General features: G+C 68.6%; 17 protein-coding genes. 7 read left to right on the top strand and 10 right to left on the bottom strand.

Annotation, left to right across the window (positions count from 1 at the left end; translation table 11 throughout):
• The first annotated feature begins 1 nt into the window (after position 1).
• On the top strand, positions 2-991 hold the full coding sequence (locus tag AC07X4_RS02705; protein ID WP_494739153.1) for a TIGR03915 family putative DNA repair protein: 990 nt from the start codon (positions 2-4) through the stop codon (positions 989-991).
• Here the strand turns inward: AC07X4_RS02705 and AC07X4_RS02700 are convergent.
• Together AC07X4_RS02700 and AC07X4_RS02695 are read right to left on the bottom strand one after the other, a co-directional pair.
• The gene (locus tag AC07X4_RS02700; protein ID WP_494739152.1) at positions 885-1,886 is read right to left on the bottom strand and encodes a pyridoxamine 5'-phosphate oxidase family protein; all 1,002 of its coding nucleotides are present in this window, start codon (positions 1,884-1,886) and stop codon (positions 885-887) included. The two genes, AC07X4_RS02705 and AC07X4_RS02700, sit on opposite strands and share 107 nt — an antisense overlap.
• On the bottom strand, positions 1,883-2,524 hold the full coding sequence (locus AC07X4_RS02695; RefSeq protein WP_494739151.1) for a glutathione S-transferase family protein: 642 nt from the start codon (positions 2,522-2,524) through the stop codon (positions 1,883-1,885). Before AC07X4_RS02695 ends, AC07X4_RS02700 begins: the two co-directional genes overlap by 4 nt.
• Positions 2,525-2,640: 116 nt before the next feature.
• On the opposite strand from AC07X4_RS02695, the gene AC07X4_RS02690 reads away from it, so the two are divergent.
• Both AC07X4_RS02690 and AC07X4_RS02685 read left to right on the top strand, forming a co-directional pair.
• Positions 2,641-3,579 (top strand): LysR family transcriptional regulator, encoded by a 939-nt coding sequence (locus AC07X4_RS02690; RefSeq protein ID WP_494739150.1) that lies wholly within the window; start codon positions 2,641-2,643, stop codon positions 3,577-3,579.
• A gap of 85 nt (positions 3,580-3,664) precedes the next feature.
• The gene (locus AC07X4_RS02685; protein ID WP_494739149.1) at positions 3,665-3,991 is read left to right on the top strand and encodes a hypothetical protein; all 327 of its coding nucleotides are present in this window, start codon (positions 3,665-3,667) and stop codon (positions 3,989-3,991) included.
• Positions 3,992-4,130: 139 nt separating this feature from the next.
• Here the strand turns inward: AC07X4_RS02685 and AC07X4_RS02680 are convergent, their stop codons facing one another.
• From AC07X4_RS02680 to AC07X4_RS02655, 6 genes are all read right to left on the bottom strand, one after another.
• Complete coding sequence (locus AC07X4_RS02680; RefSeq protein ID WP_060985498.1) at positions 4,131-4,607, bottom strand: FKBP-type peptidyl-prolyl cis-trans isomerase; 477 nt, start codon at positions 4,605-4,607, stop codon at positions 4,131-4,133.
• Between the two features lie 161 nt (positions 4,608-4,768).
• Positions 4,769-5,848, bottom strand: a complete 1,080-nt coding sequence (locus tag AC07X4_RS02675) for a pirin family protein (protein WP_494739148.1) — start codon at positions 5,846-5,848, stop codon at positions 4,769-4,771.
• Between the two features lie 227 nt (positions 5,849-6,075).
• Positions 6,076-7,521, bottom strand: a complete 1,446-nt coding sequence (locus AC07X4_RS02670; RefSeq protein ID WP_494739147.1) for an MFS transporter — start codon at positions 7,519-7,521, stop codon at positions 6,076-6,078.
• A gap of 149 nt (positions 7,522-7,670) precedes the next feature.
• Entirely contained in the window at positions 7,671-8,159 is a 489-nt protein-coding gene (locus AC07X4_RS02665) for a DUF1579 domain-containing protein (protein ID WP_494739146.1), read from the bottom strand.
• Positions 8,160-8,193: 34 nt separating this feature from the next.
• Positions 8,194-8,901, bottom strand: a complete 708-nt coding sequence (locus tag AC07X4_RS02660; RefSeq protein WP_494739145.1) for a glutathione S-transferase family protein — start codon at positions 8,899-8,901, stop codon at positions 8,194-8,196.
• Positions 8,898-9,326: a VOC family protein gene (locus AC07X4_RS02655; protein WP_099731825.1), complete on the bottom strand. Its 429-nt coding sequence runs from the start codon at positions 9,324-9,326 to the stop codon at positions 8,898-8,900. The genes AC07X4_RS02660 and AC07X4_RS02655 overlap by 4 nt, the downstream gene beginning before the upstream one ends.
• A gap of 112 nt (positions 9,327-9,438) precedes the next feature.
• Between AC07X4_RS02655 and AC07X4_RS02650 the strand changes: the two genes are divergently transcribed.
• Positions 9,439-10,104 (top strand): TetR/AcrR family transcriptional regulator, encoded by a 666-nt coding sequence (locus AC07X4_RS02650; protein ID WP_395456901.1) that lies wholly within the window; start codon positions 9,439-9,441, stop codon positions 10,102-10,104.
• Between the two features lie 126 nt (positions 10,105-10,230).
• Here AC07X4_RS02650 and AC07X4_RS02645 read toward each other — a convergent pair whose 3' ends face one another.
• A complete protein-coding gene (locus tag AC07X4_RS02645; protein WP_494739144.1) occupies positions 10,231-11,217 on the bottom strand; it encodes a helix-turn-helix transcriptional regulator in 987 nt (328 codons plus the stop codon).
• A gap of 137 nt (positions 11,218-11,354) precedes the next feature.
• Here AC07X4_RS02645 and AC07X4_RS02640 point away from each other — a divergent pair, with 137 nt between their 5' ends.
• Both AC07X4_RS02640 and AC07X4_RS02635 read left to right on the top strand, forming a co-directional pair.
• Complete coding sequence (locus AC07X4_RS02640) at positions 11,355-12,083, top strand: NIPSNAP family protein (protein WP_494739143.1); 729 nt, start codon at positions 11,355-11,357, stop codon at positions 12,081-12,083.
• Positions 12,084-12,133: 50 nt separating this feature from the next.
• Positions 12,134-12,670, top strand: a complete 537-nt coding sequence (locus AC07X4_RS02635) for a hypothetical protein (protein WP_494739142.1) — start codon at positions 12,134-12,136, stop codon at positions 12,668-12,670.
• A 99-nt stretch (positions 12,671-12,769) separates the two neighbouring features.
• On the opposite strand, the gene AC07X4_RS02630 is transcribed toward AC07X4_RS02635, so the two are convergent.
• Entirely contained in the window at positions 12,770-13,681 is a 912-nt protein-coding gene (locus AC07X4_RS02630; protein WP_494739141.1) for an oxidoreductase, read from the bottom strand.
• A gap of 157 nt (positions 13,682-13,838) precedes the next feature.
• On the opposite strand from AC07X4_RS02630, the gene AC07X4_RS02625 reads away from it, so the two are divergent.
• The gene (locus tag AC07X4_RS02625; RefSeq protein WP_494739140.1) at positions 13,839-14,822 is read left to right on the top strand and encodes a LysR family transcriptional regulator; all 984 of its coding nucleotides are present in this window, start codon (positions 13,839-13,841) and stop codon (positions 14,820-14,822) included.
• Positions 14,823-14,826 lie beyond the last annotated feature (4 nt).

Here is a 14,826-nt window from a genome sequence, read left to right as displayed (position 1 = left end):
CATGCAGCGCCACACCATCACGCTGGACCATCCCACCGACTGGCAAGGCTTTCGCACCGCCGCACGCGCCCTGGTGCAAGCCAATGTGCCCCCGCAAGCCGTGGACTGGCGCTGCCAGGCCGATGCCGCTGAAGACCTGTTTGCTCCAGAGGCCGCCAGCCACAACGCCCTGCCACCGCCAGCCCCCGATGCACCCACGCTGCGCGTTCCGCCCGACTTTGTGCACCTGTGCGAGCAGCTCATCCTGCACCGCGACCCCGCCCGCTTCGCGCTGATGTACCGCCTGCTGTGGCGCATGGCCCAAGGCGGCGCAGAGGCCGACGCCGCGCGGCACGACCCGCTGGACGCCGACCGCCAGCAGGCCCACCACATGGTACGCAGCGTGCGGCGGGACATCCACAAGATGCACGCCTTTGTGCGCTTCCGGCCCGTGGTGGAACCCGACAGCCAGACCCTGCACATGGCCTGGTTCGAGCCCGACCACTACATCACCGTGGCCAACGCGGGCTTCTTCATCCGCCGCTTCACACAGATGCGCTGGGCCATCCTCACCCCCGACGCCAGCGTGCGCTGGGACGGCCAGCAGCTGCACACCGGCCCCGGCGCGCAGCGCAGCGACGCGCCACCGCCCGATGCGGGCGAGGCGCTGTGGCTCACCTACTACCGCCACATCTTCAACCCCGCGCGGCTCAAGCTGGCCATGATGAAGAAGGAGATGCCCACGCGCTACTGGCACAACCTGCCCGAGGCCGCGCTCATCACCGAGCTGGCGCAGACAGCACAGGAGCGCAGCGCCAAGATGGTGGAGGCCGAGGCCACCGTGCCGCGCAGGCGCATCGCGGGGACAACAACACCCCGTGCGCGGCCCGCTGATGGTGGCCCACTCAGTCCAGCGCTGCCTCGCGCATCACCCGGAACTGAGGGGCCGACACCGGCGGTGTCCAGCGCCACGGCAGCACCTGCGGCCGCCACAGTGCGCGCAGCACCGTGAGCCGCAGCACACGCTGTGCGCCGGGCCAGGCAGCACGCGCAGCGCGGTCCCACAGCACCTCGGCCTGCGCGGCAATGTGCAGCAAGCCGCCCTCTTCATAGTCCACCACCAGCAGGCCTGCCAGCGGGTGCAGCGCAAGGTTGCCCAGGGTGTTGAAGAACTGGTTGCCAGGGTAGTCCGGCAGGCTCAGCACCACGCCGGCCGCCGTGTGCGACACCTGTACAAAGCCCGGCTCACCGCCCCGGTGCGATACATCCACGCCTTCGCTGTGCCCGGCACCAGGGCGTGGCGCCGAGGCACTGGCAATGAACAGGGTGTCGGCACGCTGCACGCGCGCGATGGCGTCGGCGTCCAATCCGGCCCCCAGCCACTGCACCGGGCCCGGAGCGACCCGCGCAGCACGCAGGCCAGGCTGCCGCGCCTGGATGTATTTGGGGCAGTTGCCAAAGCTCTGCACCACCTGCACGCCCAGGCCGGTATCGCCAAACGCTGCCACCCGCCCGTTCATGCGGTTGCGCCGCCGCGTGTGCGGCTCCAGCCCCAGCACGCCCACGGCCGCACCTGGCGCCAGGTGTGCGAGCACCGGGTCCTTGGAATCCGGCGCGGTCGCGATCTGCATGCGCTGCGCATCGGGGGTGTGCACAAACCCGGGCGGTCCGGCAAGCATCGTGGCCCACGGCTGGCCTTGTTCATCCAACGTCCCCAGCAGCAAGGTGGGCAGCTTTTCAAACAGCTCGCGGTGCTGGTCGGGCATGTGGTCGCGCAGCACCATCGCACCCACGGCCGCCATGCGCTCGCGCACGCCCACGCGCGCCTGCAAGGCCTGCTCGCCGGGGTGGAATGCCTCGGGCGGCACCGGTACCACAACCGGTGCAGCGGGCACGGTGGCTGTCATGCCGCCACCTGCTCGGCAGCGGGCAGCTGGTCGGCCAGCACCGGATAGCCCGGCAAGGCCTGCATGCGCGCCACCCAGGCCGCAATGCGCGGGTAAGCATCCAGCGACAGCCCCGCCAGGTGGGCCTGCGAGGTGTAGCTGACCATGGCCACATCGGCCAGGCTGGGCGCTGAGCCCCCGAGCAACCAGGCCCGCCCCTGCAGTTCGTCCTCCATGAAGGCGAGCAGGCGCTTGCCGGTGGCCTGCGCCACCTCGTTCACGGCACGGCCCGTCAACGTCGCAAAGCGCGGCCCCCCAATGCCCGGCGCCAGAAAGCCCGCCGCCAGGCTGAACCAGCGCTGCAGCTGCGCCTGCCCCACGGCGTCTTGTGGCAGCCAGGCACTGCCGAGGGCGTAGCGCTGCACCAGATACACCAGGATGCCATTGCTGTCGCTCAGCACCTGGCACGCGTCCACCAGCACGGGCACCTGGCCCAGCGGGTTGAGTGCCAGAAACTCCGCGCGCTGGTGTTCGCCGCGCAGCAGATCCACGTCAATCAGTTCATAGGGCAAGCCGAGCAGGGACAGCATCAGCTCCACGCGATGGCAATGGCCCGAGATGGGCATGCGGTACAGCTGGAGCGGGGTGGTGGGGAACATGGTGAAGCCTCGTCGTGGGTGGGTGAAAAGATGGCTCGACGATATCTATTGCAATCTGCGATGTGAATAACCAATCACCGCTTTTCATAATTGCAGAATCCGCAATAATGGGTTGCATGGACTATCTCGACACCCTGCGCTGTTTTGTGGCCGTGGCGGACGCTGGCGGCTTTGCCGTGGCGGGGCGGCGGCTGGGCTACTCGGCCACGGCCGTCACGCGCGCCATTGCGGCGCTGGAGGCGCGGCTGGGTGTGCTGCTGTTCCAGCGCAGCACGCGCATGGTGCGCTTGACCGAGGCGGGCGAGCGCTTCTTGCACGACTGCCGTCCCCTCTTGAACGACCTGCACGAGGCCGAGCAGGCCGCCAGCGGTGCACAGGCCGAGGCCCAGGGGCTGCTGTCCATCACGGCACCGCAGATGTTCGGCATCCAGCATGTGGCCCCCATCGTGCAGGGCTTTTTGCAGGCCCAGCCGCGCGTGCAGGTGCGCACGCTGTTCGTCAATCGCCTGGTGCACTTGCTCGACGAAGGCATGGACGTGGCCATCCGCATCGCGCACCTGCCTGACTCCGGCCTCACTGCCGTGCAAGTGGGTGCGCTGCGCCGCCTGGTGGTAGCGTCTCCCGCCTACCTGGCGCAACACGGCAAGCCACGCCACCCGGCCGACCTGAGCAGCCACCGGGCCATCGGCTTCGCCTTTGATGCACGCACGCCAGCGCCCTGGAAGTTTCGCGATGGCGCCACCGGCCAGCCGCAATTCACCTGGATCAGCAACAGCAACGAGGTGGACATTGCCGCCGCAGAGGCAGGCATCGGCCTGACCCGCTGCCTTGCCTACCAGGCCGCAGCCGGCCTGCGCGCAGGGCGCTTGCGCATCGTGCTGGCCGACCACGAACTGCCCCCCGTGCCCGTGCACATCGTGTACCCCGCAGGCCGGCGGGCCCCGGCGAAAGTGCGCGCCTTTGTCGAATGGGCACGCGAGCGCTTGACCAAGGAGCCAGTGCTGAAAGGGCGCGGTCTGGGGCGCGGTAACGCCTTGTTGCCAATGACTTCGTAACCTGTCATCGCAACGCCTCCGAGCGCCGTTGCATAGCTAAGTCCGACGCTGTGTCGGGCGGTCATCCGATCTGAAAGGATTTCTCATGAACAAGCTCCTCGCTGCCCTGCTCGCCGGTTTCTTTGTGACCGCATCGTTTGCCCAAGCCCCTGCGGCCCCCGCAACGCCAGCAACCCCCGCGAAGGCCGCGGCGCCTGCGACCCCTGCCACATCGGCCATGCCTGCCACCCCAGCGACTCCAGCCACGCCCGCCACCCCTGCGGCCAAAGCCGAAGCCAAGCCCGCAGTAACGCCAACCGCCACCGCGTCGGCCCCTGCAGAAAAGAAGGCAGAGAAGAAGGCGAAGGCCAAGAAGACCAAGGCAACGGCAGAGAAAAAAGCCGACGCTGCCAAGCCTGAAGCGGCCAAGTAATTCACGACGCTTCACCGAACAAAAAAAGCCCGCAATGCGGGCTTTTTTTGTGCCTGGGTATCCGCTACCGGACGCCGGCGCAGATGGCTGGTTCACCAAGGTCTGAGGGCGTCACCAGCCCCAGGCTGGCGAGCAACCATCAATGGTGGTGGCCGTGCGCACCATGCACATGGCGGTGCGCAATTTCTTCAGGGCTGGCGGCGCGCACTTCGGTGACCTTGCAGCTGAAGGTCAATGCCTGGCCTGCCAGTGGGTGGTTGCCGTCCAGGTGCACTTCGGGGCCCTTGATCTTGACCACGTTGAACACGGCGGGCTGGCCGTCGTTGCCCACGCCTTGCAGCTGGCCGCCGACCTTCACGCCGGGCGGGAACTCACTTTTGGGAATGGTGCGCACCAGGCTTTCATCGCGCGCGCCGAAGGCGTCTTCCACCGCCAGCTGCAGCGTGGTGCTGAAGCCCACGGCCTGGCCATCGAGTGCGGCCTCGACCTTGGGGAAGATGTTTTCGTAGCCACCGTGCAGGTACGACAGGTGCCCCGCATCCAGCGGCTTGCCCTGGGGGGTGGTGACCTTGTAAGTGATGGTGACGGCGGAGTCTTTGGTGATGGTGGTGGCCATGGTGGTGCTTGCGCTTTCAGGCGGTGAAGAATCGGCGCGGGGCTGGCAGGGGTATGCCACCAGCCGCCGCGCGGGTCAGAACGAAACCCCGGATTGTCCACGAGGCGCCGGACGGCTGCCGCAGGGCCTCGTGGAAGCTTGGCAGGGCCTGGTGAACAACCCTATGCGCCCGACAAGGCCTCGGCTGGGCGCTCTTCCTCCGTCTGGCCGGGGTAGCGCGCAAACCGCCGCGCTTCGGTGCCGTGCACCGGGTCCTGGTCGGGCCAGGGCCAGCCGCCGAACTGGGTACGGCGGTAGTCGTTCATGGCTTGCATGATCTCGGCCTGTGTGTTCATCACAAACGGGCCGTACTGCGCCACGGGCTCGGCGATGGGCTGGCCTTGCAGCAGCAGGCATTCCAGCGGCGTCGCGCCGGTGTTGGTCAGCTGCCAGTCCTGCCCGGCCACCAGCTCCAGCGCGGCGTGCTGGCCCACGTCCTGCGGGCCCACGCGCAGGCTGTCGCCCACAAAGAAGTACAGCATGCGGCGCGTGCCCTGGCCGCGCGCGGCGGGCAGCGTCCACTGCGCGCCGGGGTCCATGCGCAGCGTCCAGATGGCCACATCGCCCTCGGGCTGCGAAGCCCAGGACTCGGGTGGCGGCGCCAGCGGCGCGGGCGCGCCGGGCAGGGCGCCCGCCACCACCGTCACCGTGGTGGCGCGACCTGCATCGTCGTGGTGGACCAGGCGCGGAATGCGCTCGTTCCACAGCATGGTGAAGTGCGGCTCCACCATCTTGTTCTTCGCGGGCAGGTTCAGCCAGATCTGGAACAGCTCCAGCGGGTTGGGCTCGGTGGCGTTGAGCAGCGGGAACATCTCCGAATGCACGATGCCCTTGCCCGCCGTGACCCACTGCACATCGCCCCCGCCAAAACGCGCGGCGGCGCCCAGCGAGTCGGAATGGTCGATGAGGCCCTTGCGCACCAGGGTCACGGTTTCAAAGCCCCGGTGCGGGTGGCCCGGAAAGCCGGGCACGGTGTCGCCGTGGTACATGCTCCAGCCGTCCTTGCGGCTGAAGTCGCTGCCGATCTGGCGGCCCTCCAGCGACACGGCGGGCGCAAACGCGCCGTTGCCTGCGGGGTAGGCGTCGTCATGGTGGGCGCAGAACAGGAACGGGTCCATCGTGGGCCACAGCGGACCCAGCACCTGGGCCTGCACGATGGGCAGGCTGGCGGCAGACGAAGACACGGTGGGGGAGGACGACATCAAGGACTCCTTGGGTTTGCGCCACCGGCTATCGGGCAGCACGCCTGCCAAAGATAAGGCCAGCGGCCGCATTCAGAAGTGCGCTGGGTGGAACAGTGCGGTGCGGCATACAGGACAGTGCCGCACCGCGTGCGCACACAGCTTCGTCACCATTTCAAGCCAAAAATGACTGCATGCGCTAGTGGAATATGCCCGAGTAGCTATCAATTAAATAGCGCCCTATCTCCTCACACGGCACCCGCGTGGGAAGGCGCGGCGGCGGACGGTGGCGGTGCCGGACGCAACACGAAACCACCCAGCACGGCGGCCACCAGCGAGCACAAGGCCGACACCCAGAACGCCAGCTGGTAGCCTGCATTGAGCGCCTGCTGAACACTGACCCCGGCCTCGCGCAGGTGGTCGGTGCGCGCATCGGCCAGGCTGGCCAAGATGGCGAGGCCCAGGGCGCCGCCCATCATGAAGGCCGTGTTCACCACCCCCGAGGCCAGCCCCGAGTCTTCGGGCTTCACATCGCCCATGGCGGCCAGCAGCAGCGGGTTGAGCGCAATGCCGGCGCCCACGCCCAGCAGCAGCATGCCGGGCAGCACGTGGATCAGAAAGCGCCCCTCGGTGGGCGCCAGCGCAAACAGGGCCAGGCCCACCGCCGCCAACAGCAGCCCCCAGCCCAGCGTGCGGCAAATGCCAAAACGCATCACCACCCAGGCCGACAGCCCCAGCGAGCAGCCCGCCATGATGAGATTGGACGGCAGGAACGCCAGGCCCACCTGCATGGCGTCGTAGCCCAGCACCAGCTGCATGTACAGCGCCGACAGAAAGAACCACGCAAACATCGACGCCGCCCACAGCACGCCCACCACGTTGGAGATGGCCAAATTGCGCAGCCGCAACAGCGGCAGGGGCACCAGCGGCGCAGCCACATGCGACTCGATGAACAAAAAAGCCGCCAGCAGCGCCGCCGCAGCCCCCAGCAGCCCCAGCGACTGCAGCGAGGTCCAGCCCGCCGCGTTGCCGTTGACGATGGCGTACACCGCGAGCATCAGCGACGCGGTGATGGTGACGGCGCCCGCCAAGTCCAGCCGCTGTCCGTGGGCCTGCCCCTTGCCGCCCGGCAGCAGCGCCAGGCAGGCCAGGTAGATGGCCACGCCCACGGGGATGTTGACCAGAAAGATCCAGTGCCAGCTCAATGCGCTGGTGAGCACCCCGCCCAACAGCACCCCAATGCTGCCCCCCCCGGCACACACAAAGCCGTAGACACCCATGGCGCGCGCTCGCTCGCCGGGCTCGGTGAACAGATTCATGATGAGCGACAACGCCACGGCCGACACCACCGCGCCGCCCACGCCCTGCACCGCGCGCGCCGCCACCAGCAGCCCCTGCGTATTGGCCAGCCCGCAGGCCAGCGATGCGATGGTGAACAGCGTGATGCCCGCCAGGAACAGCCGCCGGTGGCCGTACAGATCGCCCAGCCGCCCACCCAGCAGCAGGCAGCCGCCAAAGGTAAGCATGTAGGCGTTGACCACCCACACCAGCGAGGTTTCGGTAAAGCCCAGGTCGGCCTTGATGCTGGGCAGCGCGACATTCACGATGGTGGTGTCGAGCACGATCATCAGCTCGCCCAGGCACAGCAGGATGAGTGCGGGCCAGCGTGCGCGGCCTTCGATGCGGAGGGTCATGGGACGGTGGAAATCAAAAGAGATTGGCAGCGCAGTGTGTCATGCGCGTTGCGCTGGCGACTGGCGGGGTGGAATACCAGTGCGGCTGTGGATCTGGCTTGGCCAGCCCTCCGGTTACGTCGCCTTTCAGGGGGAAGCCGCGCAGTGGCTCAGGAAGTTCGGGTGTACTTGGCTTGCATGAACTGCTTCCAGCTGCCGTCCGGCTGCTGGCCGAACGAGGTGAGCGTGCGCTCGTTGGCGCTGATGACGGTGATCACGTCCCGGTAGCGCATGGTGGCGCCGTCGTTTATGAAGCTGGGGCCTTCGGTCTCCAGCGTCAGCACCTTCTGGTCCGCATCGAGCGTGCCACGGTACACCCACAGGTGGGTCATCATCGAGCCCACCCAGGTGCCGACGAACGCCTGCTGGTCCGGGTCGTAGCCCAGCGTCATCAGCATGCGGGCCTCGCCGCCCCCGCCGGGCATGGAGCCCGCCCCTTCGCACAGCACCCACAGGCTGCCCAGCGCGCGCACTTGCTCGGTGCCCCGGCTGTGCGCGGGGGGCTGGTCCGGACCCATGTCGGCCAGGGATTCGCAGGTCCAGTCGCCCAGCAGCTGCTGCAGCCAGCGATGCATGGCGTGGGGTTCGGGATTCATCATGGGGGGTCTCCTGGTGTCGTGGTGCGGGCGCTGCTCAGTCGCGGTCGGGCGCACCGAGCGGAAAGTAGTGGCGGTAGGGGCGCCCGCCCTCCACCGCGCGTGCAAACGAGGGGCGTGCCAGCAGCCGGGCACGGTACGCACGCAACTGCGGGTAGGTGGCCGCGATGGGGTGCGTCCAGTCGGCATAGAACAGCGAGGGCGCCGCTGCGCAGTCGGCCAGCGAGAACGGCTCGCCCGCCGCCCAGGTGCGCCCTGCCCACATGCCCTCCAGCCAGGCGTAGGCTTTCTCCAGCTTCTCGGTGGCCCAGGCTACGCCTTCGGCCTTGCGCTCGGCGTTGCCGGTCAGCGCGGCATTCACCGCGTGCTGCACCGGGGCCATCACGTGCAGGTCAAAGAAGCGGTCCATGAAGCGCACGTCCAGTGCTGCCCGGGCATCGGCGGGAATCAGCGGCACAGGCCCCGGGTGCGCGAGCTGCAGGTGCTCGATCACGATGCTGCTTTCGACCACCGTGTGGTCACCGTCCACCAGCACCGGAAACTTCGCCAGCGGCCAGTGGCGCAACCAGTCGGCCGAATGGCTGACGGGCTCTGCGGGGTCAAGATTGAGCAGTTCGAACGGTGTCCCGTTCTCGTACAGCGCGATCAGCACCTTCTGGGTGTAGGACGAAAAAGGGTGGCCATAGAGAGCGAGCATGCGGGTTCCTGCCGGGGAGTCGGTGGTGGTGATGGCGGTTGCACTCATTCAGGGGCCACCACCATCCAGGGCACGCCAAAGCGGTCAGCCACCATGCCAAACGCCTGCGAGAAAAAGGTCTTGGTGAGCGGCATCTGCACCTTGCCACCATCGGCCAGTGCGTCGAAATAGCGTTTGGCATCTGCCGCATTGGCGGGGCTCAGCGCCAGCGAGATGCCCTGGAAGCTGGCGTGGCCCGAGCCCATGCCGTCCGACGCCATGATCTGCGTGTCGCCCACGGTGAACGAGGCGTGCATGACCATCTCGGGCGTGGGGCCCGGGCCGCTGCCATCGGCGCAGCCCTCGCCGGCGGCGGGCTCGGGGTTGTCCTTGTAGCGCATGAGCATGGTGACTTGGGCGCCCAAAGCGTGGCGGTAAAACTCCAGCGCTTCATCGCAGCGGCCTTCGAACATCAGGTAGGGCTCGACTTTCATGGGGGTCTCCTGGGGAACATGGACGGGGTAGGAAGGGTTTCGGCGCGCAATTGTGAACACCGTCCACAAACAATAACAAAGATAATGGACAGTGTCCACATCCCAACGATCCATGACCGTAAGCACCCGCAACAAAGCTGCCCCCTCCAGTGCACCCGCCGCACGCGCCACCTACCGCCACGGGGATCTGCACCGTGCGCTGCTGGACGCGGGCATCGAACTGGCGCGCCAGGGCGGGCCGGATGCGGTGGTGCTGCGCGAGGCCACACGCCGCGCGGGTGTGGCACCCAATGCGGCCTACCGCCATTTCGCCAACCGCGACGACCTGCTGGGCGCCGTGCGCGCCGCTGCCGTGGCCGCCGCCGCGCGGTCCATGGAGGCCGAGCTGGCCCTTGTGCCCACCACCGGCACGCCCACCGAGCAGGCCCACGCCAAGGTGCGCGCCGTGGGCGCCGGCTACCTGCGGTTTGCGCACACCGAGACAGGGCTCTTTCGCACCGCCTTCGGTGGCCGCTTCACGGTGCAGCAAACCCCCGACCCCGCCATGGGCGGTGCCACGGGGCTGAACCCCTTCCAGCACCTGAGCGCCGCACTGGACGACCTGGTGGCCGCGGGCACCCTGCCGCCCGCGCGCCGCCCCGGCGCCGAATACCTGGCCTGGTCCACCGTGCATGGCATGGCGCTGCTGGCCATCGACGGGCCGCTGCGCGGCACGCCCCAACAGATGCTGGACCTGCTGGGCCAGCAGTTGCTGGACATGGTGGAACGGGGACTGTGAGCGCACCGCGCACGCCGGGTCACTTCAAGGACGGCCCTCAAAAGGTTTTTACGATCCAATGGGCCGGTAGCGCCCACAAGCAATGCCCTCGCTGCTATTTAATTTGTAGCGAATATTGCCCATGCCTCATCCGGCCGCCAGCCCATACAGCCGCGCCGTGGCCTGCACCCGCGCCACCAGCGCGCGGCGCAATGCCAGGGGCCGCAGCACTTCCACCTGCGGCGACAACCGCATCAGCTGCCCGCAGGCATGCTCCACCGACTCGATGGGGATCGTCACGGCCATGCGGCCGTCCTTGCGGCGGGACGGAGGGGCGGCGGCCACCGCTCGGGCCACGGCGCTGCTGAGCGCGCGCAGACCGCGCAACCCTTCGGGCGTGGCCAGCAGTGCGGCCTCGCCCGTGTACAGGCCTGACTCAAAACGCCGGATCGACGCGGCCCAGTAGCCCGGCAGGTCAAAGCGTGCGGGGCGCCTGGCTGGTTGGTCCAGCGCTGTGGCCGCGAGGATGTTCGACACCCGGTAGGTGCGTGGCCCGGGAGTGTCGGCTCCCGTGGGTAAGGCCACCAGGTACCACACGCCCGCTTTCAGCACCAGGCCCAGCGGGCTCACCGTGCGCTCTGCCGTGCGCGCCCAGCCCTCATAGCGCAGGGTGATCTGGTGGCCGCTCCACACGGCGGCTGCCACCGTGGGCAAATGCGGCGTGGGGTCGCTCTCGCGGTACCAATCCACGGGGTCCAGGTGCAGCCGCGTGCTCACGCGCTGCGCGTCGTCGCGCCAGGCGGCGGGCAGTGCGGCCAGCAGCTTCAGGCGCGCCCCCGCCACATCGCCGCCCAGGCCCAGGTCCTGCGCAGGGCCGGGCAGGCCGCTCAAGAAAACGGCCTGCGCCTCCGACGGCGTGAGGCCGGTGAGCGTGGTCTTCCAACCCGGCAGCAGCGCAAAGCCACCATGGCGCCCCCGCTCGGCATAGATGGGCACGCCCGCAGCGCTGAGCTGGTCCACATCGCGGTACAGCGTGCGCACCGACACCTCCAGCGCCTCGGCCAGCGCCTGCGCGCTCATGCGGCCGCGCGTTTCCAGCAGCATCTGAAGGGACAGCAAGCGGCTGGCGCGCATGGTTTTTGGCAGGGGTGGTGCAAAAAGACAGAACACCAACGATAGCGCAAATACCTGCCATTGGTTGGCAGGTATCGGTGCGCACACTGCAGGCCTGTTTTGGCCTTGTTGCCCCCCCTACCTTTTCAGGAGCCCCCATGCCCACCACCGATCCCAACGCCATCGTTGAACTGCGCCAGTACACCTTGCACCCCCAGCAGCGCGAGGTGCTCATCGACCTGTTCGACCGGGAGTTTGTGGAAACCCAGGAGGCGCTCGGCATGCGCGTGCTGGGCCAGTTCCGCGACCTGGACCGGCCCGACCAGTTCGTCTGGCTGCGCAGCTTTGCCGACATGCAGGCGCGCCACCGCGCGCTGGAGGGCTTCTATGGCGGCCCCGTGTGGGCGGCACACCGCGACGCCGCCAATGCGACCATGATCGATTCGGACAACGTGCACCTGCTCTGCCCCACCTGGCCCGGCGCCACGGCGGCCTTGCCACACCATGCAAGGCCCCAGCCCGGCGCGCAGGGTGCCACCGCTGGCGTCCTGCAGGTCACCGTGTTGCCGTTGCGTGAGCCCGCCACACCACCACTGCTGGACTTCTGCCGCCACCGCATGACGCCCACCCTGCAGCGCGGCGGCGCGCGCCAGATCGCATGGTTCTGCACCGAGCCCAGCCCCAACACTTTTGCCCGCCTGCCGGTGCGCGAAGGCGAACCCGTGCTGGTGGGCTTGGCCCTGTTTGGCGACGAGGCTGCGCTGACATCGTTTACCGACAGCGGGGCCTGGGCGCGTGACGTGGTGCCCGGTCTTGCGCCCTGGCTGGCGGCAGAGCCCGAGGTGCTCCGCCTGCAGCCCACCGCGCGCTCGGCGTTGCATGCGTGACGCACCGCAAACCTCTCCCCCTGACGCACCAACCACCACGGAGACCCACCATGTCCACCCCAGCCCGCCTCACTCCCATCCCGTCGCCCACCATCGCGCCCAGTGCCGCGCGCGACTTCGACTTTCTCATGGGCCCCTGGCGCATTCGCAACACGCGGCTGGTGCGCCGGCTCGCGGGGTGCAACGACTGGGAGGTGTTCGACGCCACGGGCACCGCACATCCATTGCCCGGTGGCATCGGCAATTTCGACGACTTCACGCCGCTGGCATGGCAGCCCGGCTACGTGGGCATGGCACTGCGTGTGTTCAACCCCGTGACGCAGCGCTGGAGTATCTACTGGCTGGACAACCTCACGGGCGGCCTGGACCCGGCCAACGGCCTGCTGCTGCCGCCCGTGGTGGGCGGCTTCCAGGGCGGCGTGGGCCTGTTTGAAGGCGAGGAGCTGTTCGAGGGCCGCCCGGTGCGCGTGCGCTTCGAGTGGTCGCAGATGCACACCGGCGCCCCGCGCTGGCAGCAGGCGTTTTCGGACGATGGCGGCGCGACCTGGGAGGTGAACTGGGTGATGGAGTTTGCACGGCCTGTGTGAGCGTGGTCAGCTCCCAGCACCGACCCAAAAATGGGAGGCCCAACAGCCCCTGCCGCCTGACGGCAGGGTGCTGCCAGCTACCCCAACAGGAGCGGGGACTCACGCCGCCTGAAGCGCGGCTTCCTGCACCGGGAAGTCTGTGGACACCGCCACCGCACGCCACTGCGCCGTCTCTTTTGCCACGAAGGCATGTTTATCAGCAATGGTTTGGAGCGTGTCCGTGCCCAGCGGCAGGCGCAGCGGCGGCGTCGGGCTGGCCACCAGCTGCATCACGGCCTGGGCCAGGCGCACCGGGTCGCCGGGCTGGTTCAGGTTGATGCGGCGGGCAGCCTCGCGCACGGCACCGGCGCTCTCGGCGTAGTCGTCCAGCACCCGGGGCGACACGGCCAGCGAGGCGCTGTCCAGAAACTCGGTGCGGAAGTACCCCGGCTCCACCACGGTGGCGTGGATGCCCAGCGGCGCCAGCTCGGCATGCAGCGCCTCGGTGATGCCCTCGACCGCGAACTTGGTGGAGCAGTACAGGCCAAACCCGGCGGCCGACTGCACTCCGCCCAGTGACGAGATGTTGACCACATGCCCGGCGCGGCGCGCGCGCATGGCAGGCAGCACAGCGCGGGTCACATGCAGCAGGCCAAACACATTGGTGTCGTACAGGCGCAGCACCTCGTCGGCGGTGGCCTCTTCCACCGCGCCCAGCAGGCCGTAGCCCGCGTTGTTGACCAGCACATCGATGCGGCCGAAGCGGTCGAGTGCCGCGCCCACAGCATGGCGGGCCTGGGCCTCGTCGGTCACGTCCAGCGCCAGGGGCAGCAGGGCATCGTGTGCGCCCAAGCGCTTTTCGACCGATGCGGCATCGCGTGATGTGGCGACGACGGCATCGCCCTGGGCCAGCGCAGCCTCGGCAATGCGCGCGCCGATGCCACGCGAGGCGCCGGTGATCAGCCAGACGCGGGGGTACGAAGAACGGGAGGTGGTAGTGGCTGTGGTGGGGGTGATGTGTGCGGCATTCATGGCGAGTCCTTGAGGTGGTGTTGAGCTATGGGCGGTGCCCATGGCGGTGGACTTTAGGCAAGCCATTGCCATGCGACTAGCCCATAATCTCTGGATTCATTCGCAAGCAACGCTTGCCAATCCACCACACACCCACCCCGCACAATGCCTGTCCACCGTGGCCATCAATGAACTGCGCGCCATCGCCAACTTCGTCAAGGCCGCCGAGCTGGGCAGCCTGCGCCAGGCGGCGGCCGCGCAGGGCATCACGCCACAGGCGTCCAGCCAGCTGCTGGTGCAGCTCGAATCGCACCTGGGCGTGCGGCTGTTCCACCGCACCACGCGCAGCCTGAGCCTGACCGAAGAAGGGCGCCAGTTCCTGGCCTCGGCACAGCCGGGCCTGGCCACGCTGCAGCACGCGGTGCAGGGCGCGCGGCGCGGGCGCGAGGCAATGGCGGGGCCGCTGCGCATCGTGGCGCCGCGCTCCATCCTGCTGGAGGTGATCTGGCCGGTGCTTGACGAGTTCTGCCGCCGCCACCCGCTGGTGGAGCCCGATGTGCAGCTCGACGACCGCATCGGCAACTGGGTGGAAGACCGCGTGGATGTCGGCTTCCGCTCGGGCTACCCGCCCGAGGGCGGCGTGGTGGCGCGGCGGCTGCTCACGCTGCAGCTCATCGTGTGCGCCGCGCCTGCCTACATCGCACGCCACGGTGCGCCGGCCAGCATCGACGACCTGGCGCAGCACCGCTGCAGCGGCTTTCGCCATGCGTCCACTGGCAAGCCCATGCCCTGGGAGTTCCAGGTGGGCGACGACATCGTGGCGCGCACCATCCACCCCACGTTCTGCACCAACGACATCGAGGTGGAGGCCCGTGCGGTGCTGGGCGGCCACGCGGTGGGCCAGCTGGTGGGCGTGACGGCCGCGCCGCTGGTGCGCAGCGGCCAGCTGGTGCCGCTGCTGCCCCAGCATGTGGCGCAGCACCTGGCGCTCTACGTGTACTACGGCAGCCGCACGGCGCTGCCAGCACGCGTGCGGGCCTTCATCGACCTGGCGGTGGAGATGGTCGCCAACAACCCCGCTTACCTGCTCACGCCCAAAGAGCTGGCGGCCCACGGCCCTGCAGTGCAGAAAACGCCCCGGGCGCGAAAGCCCACGCAGTGAGCGC

The sequence above is a fragment of the Acidovorax sp. GW460-11-11-14-LB4 genome, from assembly GCF_059423685.1.
Note: the sequence above shows the minus strand (reverse complement) of the source record. Positions and strands in the feature narration are given on the sequence as shown.

Coding starts and splice junctions, on each gene's coding strand:
- AC07X4_RS02705 (WP_494739153.1), top strand. CDS start 2: ATGCAGCGCCACACCATCACGCTGGACCATCCCACCGACTGGCAAGGC.
- AC07X4_RS02700 (WP_494739152.1), bottom strand. CDS start 1,886: ATGACAGCCACCGTGCCCGCTGCACCGGTTGTGGTACCGGTGCCGCCC.
- AC07X4_RS02695 (WP_494739151.1), bottom strand. CDS start 2,524: ATGTTCCCCACCACCCCGCTCCAGCTGTACCGCATGCCCATCTCGGGC.
- AC07X4_RS02690 (WP_494739150.1), top strand. CDS start 2,641: ATGGACTATCTCGACACCCTGCGCTGTTTTGTGGCCGTGGCGGACGCT.
- AC07X4_RS02685 (WP_494739149.1), top strand. CDS start 3,665: ATGAACAAGCTCCTCGCTGCCCTGCTCGCCGGTTTCTTTGTGACCGCA.
- AC07X4_RS02680 (WP_060985498.1), bottom strand. CDS start 4,607: ATGGCCACCACCATCACCAAAGACTCCGCCGTCACCATCACTTACAAG.
- AC07X4_RS02675 (WP_494739148.1), bottom strand. CDS start 5,848: ATGTCGTCCTCCCCCACCGTGTCTTCGTCTGCCGCCAGCCTGCCCATC.
- AC07X4_RS02670 (WP_494739147.1), bottom strand. CDS start 7,521: ATGACCCTCCGCATCGAAGGCCGCGCACGCTGGCCCGCACTCATCCTG.
- AC07X4_RS02665 (WP_494739146.1), bottom strand. CDS start 8,159: ATGATGAATCCCGAACCCCACGCCATGCATCGCTGGCTGCAGCAGCTG.
- AC07X4_RS02660 (WP_494739145.1), bottom strand. CDS start 8,901: ATGAGTGCAACCGCCATCACCACCACCGACTCCCCGGCAGGAACCCGC.
- AC07X4_RS02655 (WP_099731825.1), bottom strand. CDS start 9,326: ATGAAAGTCGAGCCCTACCTGATGTTCGAAGGCCGCTGCGATGAAGCG.
- AC07X4_RS02650 (WP_395456901.1), top strand. CDS start 9,439: ATGACCGTAAGCACCCGCAACAAAGCTGCCCCCTCCAGTGCACCCGCC.
- AC07X4_RS02645 (WP_494739144.1), bottom strand. CDS start 11,217: ATGCGCGCCAGCCGCTTGCTGTCCCTTCAGATGCTGCTGGAAACGCGC.
- AC07X4_RS02640 (WP_494739143.1), top strand. CDS start 11,355: ATGCCCACCACCGATCCCAACGCCATCGTTGAACTGCGCCAGTACACC.
- AC07X4_RS02635 (WP_494739142.1), top strand. CDS start 12,134: ATGTCCACCCCAGCCCGCCTCACTCCCATCCCGTCGCCCACCATCGCG.
- AC07X4_RS02630 (WP_494739141.1), bottom strand. CDS start 13,681: ATGAATGCCGCACACATCACCCCCACCACAGCCACTACCACCTCCCGT.